Here is a 16,941-nt window from a genome sequence, read left to right on the forward strand (position 1 = left end):
TACTGCAGGGGGGACCCTGTGGGAGAGTAGGACGCCGCCGAACAATCATTGTGGGAAAGCCCCGCACCTTATGGTGCGGGGCTTTTCTGCGTTCAGGACCGGGTCACCAACTGCGTGTCGTACGCCAGGATGACCGCTTGTACCCGGTCCCGCGCCCCCGTCTTCGCCAGAATGCGGCTCACATGCGTCTTCACTGTCGATTCGGCGAGGTGGAGCCGCTGGGCTATTTCCGTGTTCGTCCACCCCTGACCGATGACCGTGAGGACTTCCCGCTCCCGTTCGGTGAGGGCGGCGATCCGGCGGTCCGTTTCGGCCGGGCCGCCGGGCGTCGAGGGCAGGTGCTGGACATACGCGTCCAGGAGCCGGCGGGTGAGGCTGGGCGCGACCACCGCGTCGCCGCTCGCCACCGCCCGGATCCCGGAGAGAAGCTCCTCCGGCAGGGCGTCCTTGATGAGGAAGCCGCTGGCGCCGGCGCGCAGGCCCTCGTAGGCGTACTCGTCGAGGTCGAAGGTCGTGACGATCAGGACGCGGGTGCGGGCGCCCGTGGCGATGATGCGGCGGGTGGCCTCGATGCCGTCCAGGCCGGGCATCCGGATGTCCATCAGCACGACGTCCGGGTGGTGTTGGGCGACCTGGCGGACGGCCTCGGTGCCGTTGGCGGCCTCCCCGACGATCGTCATGTCGTCCTGGCTCTCCAGGAGCATGCGGAAGCCGAAGCGCTGCATCGGCTGGTCGTCCGCGATGAGCACGGTGGTCACGAGGGGAGTTCCTCCAGGGGAAGTCGGAGCCGTACGCGCCAGCCGCCGGTCGGCAGCGGGCCCGCTTCGAGTGTGCCGTCATAGAGGGAAGCGCGCTCCCGCATTCCCGCGAGCCCCTGACCTGGAGCGGCCTGCCGGTCGTCGGGTCTGCCGCGGTCGGTGGCACGGTCGGTGCCGCGGGCGGGGGCGGTCGTGGTGGTGGTGCCGGTGTCCGTGACGCGGGCCTCCAACTCCGTGGCCCGGTAGGTGATCGAGACGTCGGCGGTCGCGTCCGGGCCGGCGTGCTTCAGGGTGTTCGTCAGGGCCTCCTGCACCACCCGGTAGACCGTCAACTGGCGGCCCGGGGACAGGGGCGGTGCGTCGGTGAGGCCGCGTGAGTCCTCACGTACGGCAAGTCCCGCCTTCCGTACGGCGTCGATCAGGGCGCCCAGGTCGTCGAGGGTCGGCTGGGGAGCGCGTTCGGCCTCGGGCGGCTGGTCGCGCAGGACGTCCAGCAGGCGCCGGAGTTCGTCGAGGGCCTGGCGGCTGGTGGTGCCGATGGCGGTCAGGGCCTGACTCGCGCGCTGGGGGTTTTTCGCGGCCGCGTAGGCGCCGCCGTCGGCCAGGCCCGTGATGACGGAGAGGTGGTGGCCGATGATGTCGTGCATCTCCCGGGCGATGCGCCTGCGTTCGGCGGCCGCGGCGAGCTGGGCCTGCTGGTCGCGCTCGACCTCCAGCCGGCGGGCCCGCTCGACCAGGGCGGCCGTGTGGTCCTGGCGCGTGCGGACGGCGATGCCGAGCAACGCGACCAGCGCGTACGCCCACATCGTCGGCACGATCTGCTGGTCCCAGCTGCCTTGGGGGTAGCGTGCGGCGCCCACCACCAGAGGCGGGACGATCAGCGCGGCGCTCCAGGCCAGGGTGCGCAGGGGCAGGCGCAGCGCGATGTGGAAGACGACGACGAGTTGGAGGAAGGCGGCCTGGAGGAAGGCGCCCGACCAGGAGTTGGCCACGGCGAGCGCTGCCATGAGGGCGAGTACGGGGAGGGGGCGCCGGCGCCGCCACAGCAGGGGGAGGGCGAAGCCGAGGCTCAGGGTGACGACCAGCCAGACCGGGACGGCCGGGTTGCGGGCGTTGTGGCGCCAGCCTCCCGACGCGTCCACCAGTGCGGCGACGAGCCAGAAGAGCGTCAACAGGGCGTCCCAGAGCCATGGGTGGTGGCGGTCGAAGGCCCGTACCCGCCGGATCTTGCGCTGGATGTACCGGCTGAGCGGTGGGGCGCCCGCGGTCCAGTCCCGGTCCGCGGCGCCCCCACTGGGCGTGTTCCTCTCGGTGGTCACGTGATCATCTTCGCCGTTCGCCGCTCACACGTCCCGGCGCTCCAGAAGAACGGCTGTGACGGCCAGAGCCGCCGCGGCCCACAGGCAGAGGGCGAGGAGCGCCGGTCCCGTGGCGGCGGCCCCCGGGATCGGGCCGGCGGAGCCGAGGGCGCCGGCCGCCTGGGTCGGGAAGTAGCGGACGGCGCTCTCCACGGCGTCGTACGGCAGCATTCCCAGGATCTCGGGCAGGACCATGACGCAGCCGATGAAGGCACCGATGGCGCCGGGGACCGAGCGCAGCAGGGCGCCGAGGCCGAGGGCGAGCAGGCTGAGCAGGGTGATGCCGGCGGCGTTGCCGGCGATCGCGCCGAGGACGCCCGGGTCGGTGAGGGACGCCGCCTGGTCGGTCTCGGAGAGGAAGATCTGGGCCACCAGGAAGGTGACCAGGTTGGTCGTGAGCGAGACCGTGAATGCGGCTGCCGTGAAGACCGCGGCCTTCGCCCACAGGACGGGCGTGCGGCGTGGGACGGCGGAGAGCGAGGCGCGGATCATGCCGGTGGAGTACTCGCCGGCGGTGACCAGGATGCCGAGGACGACGAGGCAGAGCTGGCCGAGCAGCGAGCCGTAGAGGACGAGCACGACCGTGTCGACGTCGGCGTCGCCGCCGCCCGAGGTGTAGGTCGTCGCCATCACGATCCCGATGCCGAGGGTCAGGACGGCCGACGACAGGAGGGTGATCCAGCCCGAGCGCAGGGACCAGAGCTTGTGCCACTCGGAGCGCAGGACGCGGGACGGTGTGACGCGGTACGGCGCGGGGGTGGCGGTGGTCGTCGTCATGCCGATGCTCCGGTGAGGGTGTCGGTGGTGGCCTGGTAGTCGACGGTGTCCTGGGTGAGGTCCATGAAGGCCTGCTCCAGCGAGACGGATTGCGGGGTGAGTTCGTGCAGCGCGATGGCGTGGGCGGCGGCGGTGCGGCCGATGTGGGCGGCGTCCGGGCCGGTGATCCGGAGGGTGTCGGCGCCCTCGGTGGTGATCCGGGCGGCGGGGAGCAGGGTGCGCAGGCGGTCCGCCTCGGGGGTGACGACCTTGACGGAGGAGCCGCCCGCCTCCTGTACGAGCGCGGCGACCGTGGTGTCGGCGAGGAGCCGGCCGCGGCCGATGACGACCAAGTGGTCGGCGGTCAGTGCCATCTCGCTCATCAGGTGCGAGGAGACGAGGACCGTACGGCCGTCCGCCGCGAGGGATTTCAGCAGGGTACGGATCCACAGCACGCCCTCCGGGTCGAGGCCGTTGACCGGCTCGTCGAGGATGACCGTGGCCGGGTCGCCGAGCAGGGCCGCCGCTATGCCGAGGCGCTGGCCCATGCCGAGCGAGAAGCCCTTCACCCGGCGGTGGGCGACCGCGGTCAGGCCGGCGAGGTCGAGGACGTGTTCGACGCGGGTGCGCGGGATGCCGTGGGTGAGGGCGAGGGCGGTCAGATGGTTGAAGGCCGTGCGGCCGGGGTGCACCGAGCGTGCCTCGAGCAGCGCGCCCACCTCCGTGAGCGGCGCGGGGTGGGTGGCGTAGGCGCGGCCGCCGATGGTGGACCGGCCGCGGGTCGGCGCGTCCAGGCCGAGCAGCATGCGCATGGTCGTCGACTTGCCGGCGCCGTTGGGACCGAGGAAGCCGGTGACGGTGCCCGGGTGGACGGTGAAGTCGAGGTCCTGGACGACGGTTCTGTCGCCGTACCGCTTGGTGAGTTCGTATGCGCGGATCATGTCGTCGACGCTACGGAGCGGGCGGGGGCGGATCGTCCGACCGTGGGCGGGAGCGCGGGCGGGGCCGTAGTACCGGGGTACGACGCCGTCCCCGGGGGGCACGGGGAATCGCGTTGCTTCCCGGGGGCCCGTTCGTCAGGATCGGGGCATGGAACACGTCATACGGCCCATCCGCGCCGACGAGTGGGCGCAGACCCGCGAGATCAGGCTGACCTCCCTCAGGGATCCCGCCGCGCCCGTCGCCTTCCTGGACACCTACGAGCAGGCCGTGACCCGGCCCGACGCCTTCTGGAAGGAGCGGGCCGAGGGGGCGGCCGAAGGCAGCTTGGGTGCGCGGCAGTTCGTCGCGGAGGCGCCGGACGGGAGCTGGGCGGGCACCGTGACGGTCCTCGTCGAGCGGCCCGACGCCGAGGTGAGGTTCGGTTCGGCGGCGACGGTCGACCAGACGCATCTGGTGGGCGTGTGGGTCCGGCCGCAGGCGCGGGGGACGGGGCTGACGGAGGAGTTGTTCCGGGCGGCGGTGGAGTGGTCCTGGTCGCTGCCCGAGCCGCTGATTCAGCGGGTGCGGCTGTACGTCCACGAGAACAATCCGCGGGCGTCGGCCTTCTACCGGCGGTTCGGGTTCGTACTGAGCGGGGTGACGGAGGCAGTGCCGGGCGGCGACGGGGCGCGTGAGCTGGAGTACGAGATCCGGCGGCCGGCCGCGTAGGGGCCTGCCGCTCCCGGGCTGCCCCGAACGCGCTCCCGGGCGGAGGGGTGGTGCCGGGGATCGCCGCCCTGCTTCACTCGGACGAGATCGACTACGGGGCTTGAGGGTCGGGGGTTTCGGGGTGGAGCAGCTGACGGCGGAGGATCCGGCGGCCATGGGTCCGTACAGGCTCACGGGTCTGCTCGGCGAAGGCGGGATGGGGCGGGTCTATCTCGGTGAGTCGCGCAGCGGGCGGCGGCTCGCGGTGAAGGTCGTACGGCCCCAGATCGCCGCCGACCCCGGCTTCCGGGAACGCTTCCGGCGCGAGATCGAGGCGGCCCGGGCCGTGGGCGGCTTCTGGACGGCGCCGATCGTGGACGCCGACCCGGACGCGTCGGCCCCGTGGGTCGCCAGCGACTACATCGACGCGCCGGACCTGGCGGAACTGGTGCGGCGCGAGGGTCCCTTGGGCGAGAGCGGGGTGCGGGCGCTGGCCGCCGGGCTCGCGGAGGCGCTTGAGGCCATTCATGGCGTGGGGCTGGTCCACCGGGACCTCAAGCCGTCGAACATCCTGGTCGCCCGGGACGGGCCGCGCGTCATCGACTTCGGCATCTCCAAGGCACTGGAGGGCGCGACGACGCTCACGGACACGGGTCTGGTGGTCGGCACGCCGGGGTTCATGTCACCGGAGCAGGCGTCGGGCGGGCGGGTCGGTCCGGCCAGTGACATGTTCTCGCTGGGCTCGGTGCTGGCCTTCGCGGCGACGGGCGAGGGGCCGTTCGGCGAGGGGAGCGTACCGGCGCTGCTGTACCGGGTGGTGCATGACGTGCCGCGGCTGGACGGGGTGCCGGCGGGGGTGCGGGGGGCGGTGGAGATCTGCATGGAGAAGCGGCCGGAACACAGGCCGCGGGCGGGGGAGTTGCTGGACCTGCTCAGCGGAGGGGTGATGCCTACGGCTCGGGCCGCGCCGGTTCCGGAGCCCCGTGCCACGCCCGTACCGGCCGCGCGGACGACCCCTGCCCGCCCGGTGGATGTGCGGGTGCGCGTCCACGCGAAGGTCCCCTCGGGGCCCGGGGGAGTGGCCGTCGTCGCGGGCATCGTGGGGGGCGGCGTGGGGCTCAACGAGGGCGTGCTCGGCCTGGCCGTGCTGGGCGCGGCCCTGCTGATCGGCGGCGCCATCGCCGTGCTCAGGCGCGAGAGCTCCGTGGTGAACGTGGTCGGGGTGAGGGACTGGGGGCTGACGTGCCGTTTCTGGACGCACGAGTGGCATCTCTCCTGGCACCAGCTCGAACGGGTCACCGTGGAATTGCGGGACGCGTCGGCGTCGAACCTGATCTGGCTGGTCTCCTTGCACCCGCGGGACGGATCCGGGGTGAGCGTCCCGGTGCCTTTCCGGTGGGAGGGGCGGGCGGATGCCGCCGCGGTCGCGTTGCCGTTCACCGACCCGCGGGTGGCGCGTACGGAGCTCACGGCGTTGGACGCCGCTCTGCGCGCGTACGCCCCCGAGGTCTACGAGCGCGACGCCCATCTGGCCCGACTGCTCGGGTCCTAGGGTCAGTTCTGCGGCAGGGGCTCCGGCCAGCGCGCGCGGGCCTGTTCCGGGGAGCGGAGGAGAGCCAGGGCGGGCAGCCCCAGATCCTCGCCCCGCGTCAGAAGCTCCGGTAGCGGGGGAAGCGGAGCGACGGCGGCGATGTCGTCGAGGATCAGCGTCAGTGGTGGGTCGAGCCGACCGTCGGATGACCGTACGGCCATGCGGCGGCCGTGCTCGACCACGCTGGAGGCGAGTGCCGTGAGCAGGGGCATCGCGCCGGGGTGGGTGCGGGGGTCCTCGATGGCTTCACCCACCACATAAAGAGTGCCCCCCTCGTCGATGAAAGATTCCAGCGTCAGCGAATCAGTTCGATTCGGGGTGCAGGCGTCCCGGATGTGGATCGACGACAGCGCGGACAGCGCCCGCGCCGTCAGTTCCTGGGCCATCTCCCGCCGTTCGGGATGTGCGGTGAGCGCGGACTCCAGGAGCCCGGCCTGGCCACCGGCGGCCTTGGGATGGGTACGCAGGACACGTACGGGTTCGTGGGCCGCGCCGCCCTGGGCCCAGCGGTGGACCTGCTTGAACGGCCGGGCGTCCACCGCGGCGGCGTGCAGCCAGCATCGCAGGAGCGTTTCGGCGGCGTCGGCGACGGCCGCGTCGAGGCGGGCGTGGGGCCGCACGGGGGCCAGCAGCGCGGCGGCGCGGGCCTCGGCGGTGGCGGGGTCCTCGCAGCCGGTGGCGGGCGACCAGTGCAGACGTGCGGGGGTGTCGCAGAGGTGGCCGGGGTCGTAGACGAGGACGGGGCCGAGCTTGGCCCGGGCGTCCTTCGTCTCGGACCACAGGGTCGTGTCGGAGGTGACCACGAGGGCGGCTCCCTCCGCGTCGCGGATGGCCTGGAGGGCGGCGGGGCGGCGGGTGGCGGAGTCGCCGTAGAGGAGGCGGGCGCCACGGGGGGAGGGGACGACGGGGGTCGGCGCGGGCGCGGGCGCGAGTGCGGGTGCGGGTGCGGATACGGCCGTAGGCGCCGGCACCGGTCCCGGCAATGCCGTGGTCTCCGCTTCGTGGACCGGCTGCGGCTGCAGGGGTACGGACGCGGACGCCCGGGCGGGGAGCGGTGCCGGCGCCTTCGGCCGTCTCCCGGCGGCGGCGTACTCCGTCCCGTACTCCGACCCTTGTTCCCTTCCGTCCCCGGCTTCGTACTTCGTGCCGTACGAACGGGCCTTGCGCGCCGCCCGTACCGCTCGCCAGCGCGCCACCGTCCCCAGGACGAACACCGTCAGGACCACCAGCACCATCAGCTCGCCGATGAACAGGCCCCAGAACAACCCGTACCCGGAGAGCTGTCCCGGCGGTGTGGCGGGCCAGGCGGCCGCCAGGTCGTGCGGCCGGGAGAGCAGGCCGCGCATCGCGGACGGGGTGTGCGCGAAGGTCACGCCCCGCGGCCACGCGCCGTGCGAGAAAAGTCCCGCGAGGCCCGTGGCCGTCCACACCATGACCGTCAGGCCGAGCAGGAACCCGAGGAGCCCCACCAACAGGCCGTCCGGGATCCCCCGTTCCTCTCGGGGGTGCGCCGGGGGCATGTCACGCCACCGTCGATTCGGACGACTCGCTCAGGGACGCGCGCTGCTCCGCCTCCCACTCCGCGGCCTGGAGTTCCTCCGGGAGGTCCGGGAGCGAGGACTCGGTCATCGCGCGGTCGGTGTAGACCAAAGGTCGTTCCGTCTCCGTGATGAGGTGTTTGACGACCTGGACATTGCCGTTGACGTCCCACACCGCGATACCGGGTGTCAGCGTCGGAATGATCTCGACCGCCCAGCGGGGCAGACCGAGGACCCGGCCGGTGGCCCGTGCCTCGTCCGCCTTCTGGGCGTAGATCGTTCTGGTCGACGCCATTTTCAGGATCGCGGCGGCCTCCCGCGCCGCGGCCCCGTCGACCACGTCGGAGAGATGGTGGACGACCGCGACGAAGGACAGGCCGAGCCGCCGGCCGAACTTCAGAAGCCGCTGGAAGAGCTGGGCGACGAAGGGCGAGTTGATGATGTGCCACGCCTCCTCCACGAGGAAGATGCGCTTCTTGCGGTCGGGCCGGATCCAGGTGTGCTCCAGCCATACGCCCACGATCGCCATCAGGATCGGCATGGCGATCGAGTTCCGGTCGATGTGGGAGAGGTCGAAGACGATCAGCGGCGCGTCGAGGTCGATGCCGACGGTCGTCGGCCCGTCGAACATCCCCCGCAGGTCACCGTCGACCAACCGGTCGAGCACCAGCGCCACGTCCAGGCCCCAGGCCCGTACGTCGTCTATGTCGACGTTCATCGACTCGGCCGAGTCGGCCTCGGGGTGGCGCAGTTGCTCGACGATGTCGGTCAGGACCGGCTGGCGGTCGGTGATCGTCTGCACGACGTAGGCGTGCGCGACCTTGAGCGCGAAGCCGGCCCGCTCGTCGAGGCCGTGGCCCATCGCGACCTCGATGATGGTGCGCAGCAGCGCGAGCTGCCCGGTAGCCGTGATGGCGGGGTCCAGCGGATTGAGCCGGATCCCGTCGTCGACGGCGACCATCGGGTCGAGCCGGATGGGGGTTATTCCCAGCTCCTGGGCGATGAGGTTCCATTCGCCGACGCCGTCCTCGCCCTGGGCGTCCAGGACGACGACCTGCCGGTCCTTGAACCGCAACTGCCGCAGGACGTACGTCTTCTCCAGCGCGGACTTGCCGTTGCCGGACTCGCCCAGTACCAGCCAGTGGGGGGCGGGGAGCTGCTGTCCGTACAGCTGGAACGGGTCGTAGATGTAGCCCTTGCCGCTGTAGACCTCCCGGCCGATGATCACGCCGGAGTCGCCGAGGCCGGGCGCGGCCGTCGGCAGATAGACGGCCTGCGCCTGGCCGGTCGACGTCCGTACGGGCAGCCGGGTGGTCTCCACCTTGCCGAAGAGGAGGGAGGTGAAGGCTTCGGTGAGGAGGGACAGCGGATCTCGCATCAGTCAGGGCCCCTATCAGCGCTATCGGCGGATGCCGGTCGCGAACGGCAAGGTGTTCACAAAGGCCCGGTGGTGCTCGCGGTCGCACCACTCCAGCTTCAGATACGACTTGCCGGCCGAGGCCCTGATCGTCCGCTTGTCCCTGGCCAGGGCCTCGGGCGAACGTGACGACACAGTGATGTACCCGACAAGATTGACGCCTGCCGCGCCGCTGGCGAGATCTTCACCCCGCTGGTCGAGCCGGCCGTGGGCGGCGATGTCGCGGGGGTCGACGGTCCGGTTCATCTTCGCCGCCCGGGAGGCGTCGGCCTCGTCGTTGGTCTTCTCGGTCAGCATCCGCTCGATGGCGACCTCGGTGGGCTCCAGGTCCATGGTGACGGCGACCGTACGGATCACATCGGGGGTGTGGACGAGCAGCGGGGCGAGGAAGTTGACGCCCACGGGCGTCATCGGCCACTCCTTGATCCAGGCGGTGGCATGGCACCAGGGCGCGCGGGTCGACGACTCGCGGGTCTTGGCCTGGAGGTAGGTGGGCTCCATGGCGTCGAGTTCGGCGGGCCAGGCGTTGCGCTTGGTCATGGCCTGGATGTGGTCGATGGGGTGGTCCGGGTCGTACATGGAGTGCACCAGGGACGCGAGCCGGCTCTGGCCGAGGGGCTGGCGGACCCGGATGTCGGCCTCGGCGAGGCGGGCGCAGATGTCGGTGAGTTCGCGGGCCATGACGACGGCGAGCCCGGCGTCCTTGTCGAGCTTGCGGCGGCCGGTGGCCTGGGCAGCGGCGCGGGCCATGGCCTGGCCCTCGGCGGCGAGCTCGCGGCTGTAGTGCATGCAGGCGACGAGGTAGGCGCGGTGCTGCTCGCTGGAGGTGGACACCATCGACTGGAGCTGGTCGTACGAGTCCTGGAGCCAGCCGGGGGCGTTGTGGTCGCCGCGCTGGGCGACGTCCTTGGCGTGCGCGTCGGGGTCGGCGGGGAGGGTGCGGGCGAGCATCTGGAGCCGGGTCACGAAGCCGTCTCCGTTGGCGACGTGCTTGAGGAGGGTGCCGAAACGGTCCACCAGGGCTTCCTGGTCCTCGCTGTCGCGCAGTCCGACGCCCGGGCCCTCGATCTCGATGGCCGCGGTGACGGTCCTGCGGTCGGCGTGGAGCAGTACGGCGATCTCGTCGGGGCCGAAGGGCGCGGCGAGCCAGCCGATGCGGCCGATGCCGGGCGGCGGGCCGACCTCGACCTCGCGGCCGTCGAGCCGGGTGCCCGCCTCGGCGGAGCCGGAGCGGTAGGCGGTGCCGCGCTTGAGCGTGCGCTTGTAACTGCGGTTGATCTCGAACCACTTGTAGAAGGTCCGGTGCTTGTACGGGACGTACACGGCGGCCAGTGCGAGCAGCGGGAACCCCATGAGCAGCACGATCCGCGCGGACAGGACGGGGACAAGCAGCCCGCTCATCATGCCGAGGAACGCGCCGGCGATGATCAGCGCGATCTCGCCGGTCTCGCGGTTCTTGCCGACGATCGCGTTCGGCCGGGCGCGGCCGATGAGATACGTACGACGGGGCGTGATCGGCTGGGACTGGGTCGTCAACGCCCTCCACCTCCTGTGCTTCCTGTACCTGTGCCGGTGCTCTTGCGGTTGCTGTGCGGGGTGCCCACGGCGGGGCTGCCGCTACGGGGCGGGGGCGCGGCGGAGGGGACAGTTCCGCCGCCGGACCCGCCCCCGGCCGTCGACGTCCGGGAGCTGTGCGCCGCCACGCCCCCGGCGAGCGGGTTCACGGGGCGGCCGCCGCCGCCAGCGCTTCCGCCGTCGCCCTGGGGGCCGCGGCTGCTGTGGGTCTTGATGCCCTGCGAGACGAGGGCGGCGGGGGAGGAGATGACGGCGGCGGCCGTGTTCTCCCCGCCCTGGTGGAGGCGGTTGTTCCGGGAGGCGATGATCTCGTCGCCGAATCCGGGTACGAAGCGGTAGATCATCGCGGACGCGAAGATGGCGAGCAGGATGATGGCGAGGCCGGAGACGACGGCGGAGAAGGAGTTCGGCCCGTCGTCGGCGGCGAGTGCCCCGGCGAGGCCGAGGACGATCACGATCACCGGTTTCACCAGGATGACGGCGATCATGATTCCGGCCCAGCGGCGGACGTGGCCCCACATGTTCTTGTCGACGAGCCCGGCGTAGACGACGACGCCGAGGAGGGCGCCGACGTAGAGCAGGACGGCCCTCAGGAACAGCTCCAGATAGAGCACACCGGCGGCGAGCACGGTCACCAGCGACACGATGATGAGCATGATGGGCCCGCCGCCGATGGAGTCGCCCTTCTGCAGGGCCTCCTTGAAGGACCCGAAGAAGACGTCGGTCTGTTTGCCGGTGCCGGAGGCGATGACCTCGGTGACGGCGTCGGTGGCGGAGACGACGGTGTAGAGGATCAGCGGGGTGAAGGCCGAGGCGAGGACGGTGAGCCAGAGGAAGCCGATGGCCTCGGACAGCGCGGTGGCCAGGGGCACGCCGCGGATGGCGCGCTTGGCGACGGCGAGCAGCCACAGGAGGAGGGTGAGGACGGTGGCGGCGGCGAAGACGACGGCGTAGCGGGCGAGGAAGGCGGGGTTGGTGAAGTCGACGTCGGCGGTCTCCTTCACGGCCTTGGAGAGGGTGTCGACGATGGAGACGGCGGCGTCGGCGCAGCCGCGGGCGAGGGAGGAGAGGGGGTCGAGTTGTTCGAGCGGGCTCCCTGGGTTCCCGCCTCCCGTGCCCGGGTTCCCGTTCTGGCCCTGCTCGCAGTACCGCTTGGCGTGGCCGCTGAGGTACCGGCAGACGTCGCTGCTGTCGCTGGGGGAAGGGGTCGGTGTCGGTGAGGGAGCGGCGGTTGCACGGGCGGCGAACAGCAAGGCCGCGGTCTGCACTCCCGTCAGCAGCGCGACGACCGGATAGGTGCGGGAGCGAGGACTACCGGGCATAAGTGAACCCTCCAAAATCCTCTACTGCCTTGCTGATCTCGTCGGCGCTGGATGCCGCGACATCACCGGGTACGGGAGCGGGGCCGTCCCGTTCCGAATCCTGGGTGATCTTCCAGCCGTTGTTGGCCCACTGGAGGTCGAAGGTCCAGGTCTTCCACGTGGTGCGCACGGGATCGGTGGAACCGGTTCCTGACATGCCGATCAGTCCCGTGTACCAGACGGAGACCTTCGCCGTGTTTTCGGAGAAGGCCTCGACCTTGGTTCCCACGGGAATGACCCGGGAGACGAACGTGCTGCCACTGGGCGGGTTCCCCTGGGGGTCCAGACCGAGCTTCTTGAGAAGGTCCGCCGAGTAGGCCCGGTCCTGATGTTCCTTCAGTTTCGCTGCGGCCGTGGCCGTGTAGAGCGTGTCCACGATCGTGTGGCGGCTGGCCCGCTTGAACATGCCGTCGGATCCGAGCGCCACCGCGTAGTTCGCCGCCGCGCTCTGCGCCCCCTGCTCGTCCCGTGCGAATCCCGACCCCACCGGTCTCACCCCCGTCGGCGCCGTCGGTGCCGCCCCGCCGCCCTTCGCGTTGGTCTCGGGTGTGTCCGGTGTCCCGCCGCCCCGGTTCGCGAACGCGATGGCCGCGATCAGCAGCACCACCACCCCCACCACCGTGATCAGCGACCGCGACGCGCGGACCGGGCGGCGGGTGTCGCCGTAGACGTCGCCGGTGCCGCCGTCGGGGAGGCGCGTACGGGTCTGGCCCGCGCCGCCCATGCCGTCGAAGCCGTCGTTCTCGTCGCCGAGGCTCATGACGGGTTCGCCCCCTCAACCGATTGCAGGTAGTACGACGGTAGCCGTGCTGGTTCCCGCGCGGGCGCGGTGTGGTGACTGGACATCAGGGAGACGCAACCTCGTGGGAACGGGAGGAAAGTGGGGTTGGCGGGGCGGCTAGACAGCCATCCCGTACACGATGGTGAAGAGCGTCCCCAGTGACCCGATGATGAAGACGCCGGTCAGGCCGGCCACGATCAGGCCCTTGCCCTGCTCGGCGCTGAAGGTGTCCCGGAGCGCGGTCGCGCCGATGCGCTGTTTGGCCGCTCCCCAGATCGCGATACCGAGACAGAGCAGGATGGCCACGGCCATCACGACCTCGATCATCACTCGGGCCTCGTTCCCCAGGCTCCCGAAGGGCCCCCAGTTCGGGGCGATTCCACCGATGATGGTGGTGATGTCGCCCTTTTCGGCCGCCAGGTACATGTAACTCACCGCCCCTGTTGGGTAGTTCGTTGCCCCCTGCCTGATGGCATGGGTCATCGCCCTATCTTCGCTGATGAAACCGTCCGAGTATGCCGACTTGGCGGCTCTCTTTACCCGATCACCGCACATTTGACCGAACCGGCCGCGCTGACCTGCGACGGACGGACCGGTTGTGTGCGAGGAGTCGTATGGTCACTCTGTGTATCACGGAGGGTGACTCCGGGCAATGACTGTCGTTGTTGCACTCTTGGGGCCGCGCCCCGCGCATTCCGGCCCGGTGACCGGCACGAATCGGCCGACCTCCCCTCAAGAGGGGCTCCGACACCTAGACTGACGGGCGGTGGACTGCCAAGACCCGAGGGGTGGTTGACGGTGCGTAAGGCCTGGCTCGTCGCCGCGGTGTCCTTCGGGGTCTGCCTGAGCTTCGTCGGGCTGCTGGTCGTCGGTACGTACTCCGCCGCCGCCGGCCTCATCGGCGGCGCGGGCACCGGGAAGAACGGTTCCGTGGGCCTGGCCAAGGGGTCCGTGCCGGCCGCGTACCAGGCGCTGGTGCAGCGGTGGGGGAACCTCTGTCCCGCCATCAATCCTGCCCTCCTCGCCGCGCAGCTGTACCAGGAGAGCGGCTGGAATCCGAAGATCACCAGCCCGGCCAACGCCCAGGGCATCGCCCAGTTCATCCCCGGCACCTGGGCCGGGCACGGCATCGACGGGGACAAGGACGGGGACCGCGATGTGTGGGACCCGAACGACGCGATTCCGTCGGCCGCCTCGTACGACTGCGAGCTCGCCCAGTACGTGAGGAAGGTGCCCGGCGATCCGACGGACAACATGCTCGCCGCGTACAACGCGGGGGCGTACCGGGTCATCAAGTCCGGCGGGGTGCCGCGCATCAGCGAGACGCAGAACTACGTCAGGATCATCAGGACCCTGGAGAAGAGCTTCGCGCGGCCCGTCGGAAGGGTGGACCCGTCGCGGCAGGCGGCCGGGGCCATCTACTTCGCGCAGAAGAAGCTCGGGACGCCCTATCTGTGGGGCGGCAACGGGACGCCGGAGCAGGGTGGCCGGTTCGACTGTTCGGGGCTGACGCAGGCGGCGTACCGGACGGTGGACGTCGAACTGCCGCGTGTCGCCAACGACCAGTACAACGCGGGACCGCACCCGTCCCGTGACGAGCTGCTCCCGGGCGATCTGGTGTTCTTCTCCGACGATCTGACGAACTCGCGCGCGATCCGGCACGTCGGGCTCTACGTCGGCGGGGGTTACATGATCAACGCGCCGTACACCGGGGCCGTCATCCGGTTCGACAAGATCGACACACCGGACTACTTCGGGGCGACCCGGGTCACCAAGGACGGCGCGGCGGCCCTGCCGCCCGCCAGGCCCCGGGTCTGACGACCGGTCGGCGGGCACCCGGCGGCCATCTGACGCGGTGTCGGCGATGGCTGGAACCCTCCGTTGAGCCGAGGCCCTGAACTGCGACGATGTGTCACTCTTCGATAACGTCATGGTGATCGTTCGGTGGAGAGTGGAACGTACCCCTCGAGCGGGTCGTTCCCTGGTCTGGGACAGCCGCATATGACCATGCGACTGACCGCGCAGTACTGACCGCACGGACACGGGGGTTGGAAGCGCGGCGCACACGGACGTGCGCCGCCGCAGGCGACAAGGCAAGGGGCCTCAGCAGATGGCTGGACTCGCATCGGACGGTTCGAACCCCGATGTCGGCCTGCTCTACGACATCAACGGGCTGGCGCGCAGCGCTCCGTCGTGGTTCGACCGGGTCATGGAGTTCGTCGGCGAGTACGGAATCATGCTCGCGATGGTGCTCGTCGTGCTCTGGTGCTGGTGGAGCGTCCGCCGGCGCGGCACGCCGTCCGACTCGGTGAGCGCCGTCGCCGGGCTGGTCTGGGCGCCGCTCGCGGCCGGCATCGCCCTGCTGATCAACATTCCCATCCGCGGTTTCGTGGAACGGCCCCGCCCGTTCCTGGACCACGAGGGCCTTGAGGTCCTCGTGGCCGGCAAGACCGACTTCTCCTTCGTGAGCGACCACGCCACCCTGGCCATGGCGCTGGGCGTAGGCGTCTTCGTCGCGCACCGGAAGTTCGGCCTCGCGGCGATCGGCCTCGCCCTGGCCGAGGGCTTCTGCCGGGTCTACATGGGCGTCCACTACCCCACCGACGTCATCGGCGGCTTCGCGCTGGGCACGGCGGCCGCGCTGCTGCTCGCTCCGGTCGCGCTGGCCCTGCTGACCCCGCTCGTCTCGGTCCTCGCCCGCTCCGGGACGGCCGGCCGGCTCGTACGCTCCCGGCGCGCTCCGGCCCTGGAGCGGCCCGAGACGCTGGACATCCCCGAGGCCCACCTCGGCAGCGGCGAGAACGACCTCGCGGCCTGACGCCTGACGCCGCCGCCCGAGCGCGCGGCCTGACGCAGCTGTCCGCCCCCGCAGTCTGACGGCGCGCTGCCTGGCGCCCTGCCGAGCCCGCCGCCCGACCCGCTGTCCGGCCGCGTGGCGGTTCTGGCCGCCCGGCCGCGTCCTCAGGCGCCCGGCTCGTGGTGCTGCGCCGCGTCCGTGCGGGCACGGTCGCGCGAGCGGCGGGCGGGTCCCGTCCAGCCGCAGCTGCACCGGGCGAGGCAGAAGGAGCCACGTTCGACGGTGGTGGTCCGGTGTACGGGGCTGTCGTGGGACGGGGCCTGCTGATGCACGCTTCCACGGTACTCGGCCCACGGCGTCCACCGCCCGCGTGACGGGGAGCCGGGGCAGTCGTTATCCGGATGGGTTGTCCCCAGGTCCTCAGGGCTCAGGGGAAGGGTGGGGCTCTCGGGCAAGCGGCGGTCGGGCGTTGGGGGTTGGCAGGCGATGGTGGTGCAACAGCACAGGCTCAAGGGCGGGGCGTTCGCCGTCACTGTGGCCGTGATGGGGGCGATGGCCGCCGGGTGCGCCGGAGAGGTGGCCGGGGCCAGAGCGGGCGGCGCCGCCGAGGCGGACCCCGGCCGGACGGTGCGGGCGGCGTCCGACGTGCTGACCAGGTCCGGCACCTCCAAGGCGCGTACGTCCATGGAGATGGCGACCGGCGGGACCCGGGTCACCATCCGGGGCGAGGGCGGCTACGACTTCCGCCGCCGGCTCGGGCGGCTCAAGGTCGTCCTTCCCAAGGACGCCGCCGGGGCCAGCGAACACCGGCCCATCACCGAACTCCTCGCCCCCGGCGCGCTGTACATGAAGAACCGCGGGGCGGGCGTCCCCGACGACAAGTGGGTCCGGATCGACACGACGACCCTGGAGGACGGCAACCTGGTCACCGGGGGCGCCACCGACCCGGCGGCCGCCGCCGAACTGCTGCGCGGTGCACGGCAGGTGACGTTCGCCGGCGAGGAGGAGCTCGCGGGCGTGAAGGTCCGGCACTACCGGGGGACCACCGACATCGGCCACGCCGCGCGGGCCGCGTCGCCCCAGCTGCGCGGCGCGCTCGCGGCGGCGGCGAAAGGGTTCGCCAAGGACAGCGTGCCGTTCGACGCGTACATCGACGAGGAGGGGCGGCTGCGCAAGGTGCGGCACCAGTTCAGCTTCGTCAATCAGGGCCGCTCGGTCGCGGTCGCGTCGACGACCCTGCTGTACGCGTTCGGCTCCCCGGTGGACGTACGGCTTCCGGATCCGCGGGACATCTACGCCGGGAAGATCAAGACCTGACGCGGGGACCGCCCCGCCGCGGCACGTGTGGGCGGCATGGGGCGCCTTGGCCGGAAAACAGTG

Annotated in this window: 16 protein-coding genes; 5 read left to right on the top strand and 11 right to left on the bottom strand. The window is 71.5% G+C overall.

Annotated elements, in window-relative coordinates; genetic code table 11:
• Positions 1-92 precede the first annotated feature (92 nt).
• The 4 genes from ACZ5VC_RS29920 to ACZ5VC_RS29935 are packed head-to-tail and all read right to left on the bottom strand — an operon-like array spanning position 93 to position 3,813.
• Complete coding sequence (locus ACZ5VC_RS29920) at positions 93-758, bottom strand: response regulator (RefSeq protein ID WP_469123115.1); 666 nt, start codon at positions 756-758, stop codon at positions 93-95.
• Positions 755-2,077 carry a sensor histidine kinase gene (locus ACZ5VC_RS29925; RefSeq protein ID WP_469123116.1) on the bottom strand — a complete coding sequence of 441 codons (1,323 nt, stop codon included), beginning with the start codon at positions 2,075-2,077 and terminating at the stop codon, positions 755-757. The genes ACZ5VC_RS29920 and ACZ5VC_RS29925 overlap by 4 nt, the downstream gene beginning before the upstream one ends.
• Before the next feature lie 24 nt (positions 2,078-2,101).
• Entirely contained in the window at positions 2,102-2,893 is a 792-nt protein-coding gene (locus ACZ5VC_RS29930) for an ABC transporter permease (RefSeq protein WP_469123117.1), read from the bottom strand.
• Complete coding sequence (locus ACZ5VC_RS29935; RefSeq protein WP_469123118.1) at positions 2,890-3,813, bottom strand: ATP-binding cassette domain-containing protein; 924 nt, start codon at positions 3,811-3,813, stop codon at positions 2,890-2,892. The genes ACZ5VC_RS29930 and ACZ5VC_RS29935 overlap by 4 nt, the downstream gene beginning before the upstream one ends.
• A 148-nt stretch (positions 3,814-3,961) precedes the next feature.
• Between ACZ5VC_RS29935 and ACZ5VC_RS29940 the strand changes: the two genes are divergently transcribed.
• On the top strand, positions 3,962-4,522 hold the full coding sequence (locus tag ACZ5VC_RS29940) for a GNAT family N-acetyltransferase (protein ID WP_469123119.1): 561 nt from the start codon (positions 3,962-3,964) through the stop codon (positions 4,520-4,522).
• Between the two features lie 154 nt (positions 4,523-4,676).
• The gene (locus ACZ5VC_RS29945; RefSeq protein ID WP_469123120.1) at positions 4,677-6,053 is read left to right on the top strand and encodes a serine/threonine-protein kinase; all 1,377 of its coding nucleotides are present in this window, start codon (positions 4,677-4,679) and stop codon (positions 6,051-6,053) included.
• Between the two features lie 2 nt (positions 6,054-6,055).
• Here the strand turns inward: ACZ5VC_RS29945 and ACZ5VC_RS29950 are convergent, their stop codons facing one another.
• From ACZ5VC_RS29950 to ACZ5VC_RS29975, 6 genes are all read right to left on the bottom strand, one after another.
• Positions 6,056-7,612 (bottom strand): type VI secretion protein, encoded by a 1,557-nt coding sequence (locus ACZ5VC_RS29950; RefSeq protein ID WP_469123121.1) that lies wholly within the window; start codon positions 7,610-7,612, stop codon positions 6,056-6,058.
• A 1-nt stretch (position 7,613) separates the two neighbouring features.
• Positions 7,614-9,008 (bottom strand): ATP-binding protein, encoded by a 1,395-nt coding sequence (locus ACZ5VC_RS29955; protein WP_469123122.1) that lies wholly within the window; start codon positions 9,006-9,008, stop codon positions 7,614-7,616.
• A 21-nt stretch (positions 9,009-9,029) separates the two neighbouring features.
• The gene (locus ACZ5VC_RS29960) at positions 9,030-10,583 is read right to left on the bottom strand and encodes an SCO6880 family protein (RefSeq protein WP_469123123.1); all 1,554 of its coding nucleotides are present in this window, start codon (positions 10,581-10,583) and stop codon (positions 9,030-9,032) included.
• The gene (locus ACZ5VC_RS29965; RefSeq protein WP_469123124.1) at positions 10,580-11,944 is read right to left on the bottom strand and encodes a hypothetical protein; all 1,365 of its coding nucleotides are present in this window, start codon (positions 11,942-11,944) and stop codon (positions 10,580-10,582) included. The genes ACZ5VC_RS29960 and ACZ5VC_RS29965 overlap by 4 nt, the downstream gene beginning before the upstream one ends.
• On the bottom strand, positions 11,934-12,743 hold the full coding sequence (locus tag ACZ5VC_RS29970) for a hypothetical protein (protein ID WP_469123125.1): 810 nt from the start codon (positions 12,741-12,743) through the stop codon (positions 11,934-11,936). Before ACZ5VC_RS29970 ends, ACZ5VC_RS29965 begins: the two co-directional genes overlap by 11 nt.
• A gap of 138 nt (positions 12,744-12,881) precedes the next feature.
• Positions 12,882-13,190 carry a hypothetical protein gene (locus ACZ5VC_RS29975; protein ID WP_017945892.1) on the bottom strand — a complete coding sequence of 103 codons (309 nt, stop codon included), beginning with the start codon at positions 13,188-13,190 and terminating at the stop codon, positions 12,882-12,884.
• Between the two features lie 372 nt (positions 13,191-13,562).
• On the opposite strand from ACZ5VC_RS29975, the gene ACZ5VC_RS29980 reads away from it, so the two are divergent.
• The gene (locus tag ACZ5VC_RS29980) at positions 13,563-14,582 is read left to right on the top strand and encodes a C40 family peptidase (RefSeq protein WP_469123228.1); all 1,020 of its coding nucleotides are present in this window, start codon (positions 13,563-13,565) and stop codon (positions 14,580-14,582) included.
• Between the two features lie 292 nt (positions 14,583-14,874).
• Positions 14,875-15,582 (top strand): phosphatase PAP2 family protein, encoded by a 708-nt coding sequence (locus ACZ5VC_RS29985; protein WP_469123126.1) that lies wholly within the window; start codon positions 14,875-14,877, stop codon positions 15,580-15,582.
• A 143-nt stretch (positions 15,583-15,725) separates the two neighbouring features.
• Here ACZ5VC_RS29985 and ACZ5VC_RS29990 read toward each other — a convergent pair whose 3' ends face one another.
• Positions 15,726-15,893 carry a hypothetical protein gene (locus tag ACZ5VC_RS29990; protein WP_469123127.1) on the bottom strand — a complete coding sequence of 56 codons (168 nt, stop codon included), beginning with the start codon at positions 15,891-15,893 and terminating at the stop codon, positions 15,726-15,728.
• A gap of 154 nt (positions 15,894-16,047) precedes the next feature.
• On the opposite strand from ACZ5VC_RS29990, the gene ACZ5VC_RS29995 reads away from it, so the two are divergent.
• Complete coding sequence (locus tag ACZ5VC_RS29995; RefSeq protein ID WP_469123128.1) at positions 16,048-16,878, top strand: SCO4651 family lipoprotein; 831 nt, start codon at positions 16,048-16,050, stop codon at positions 16,876-16,878.
• Positions 16,879-16,941 lie beyond the last annotated feature (63 nt).

The organism is Streptomyces sp. NPDC033174 (genome assembly GCF_055577795.1).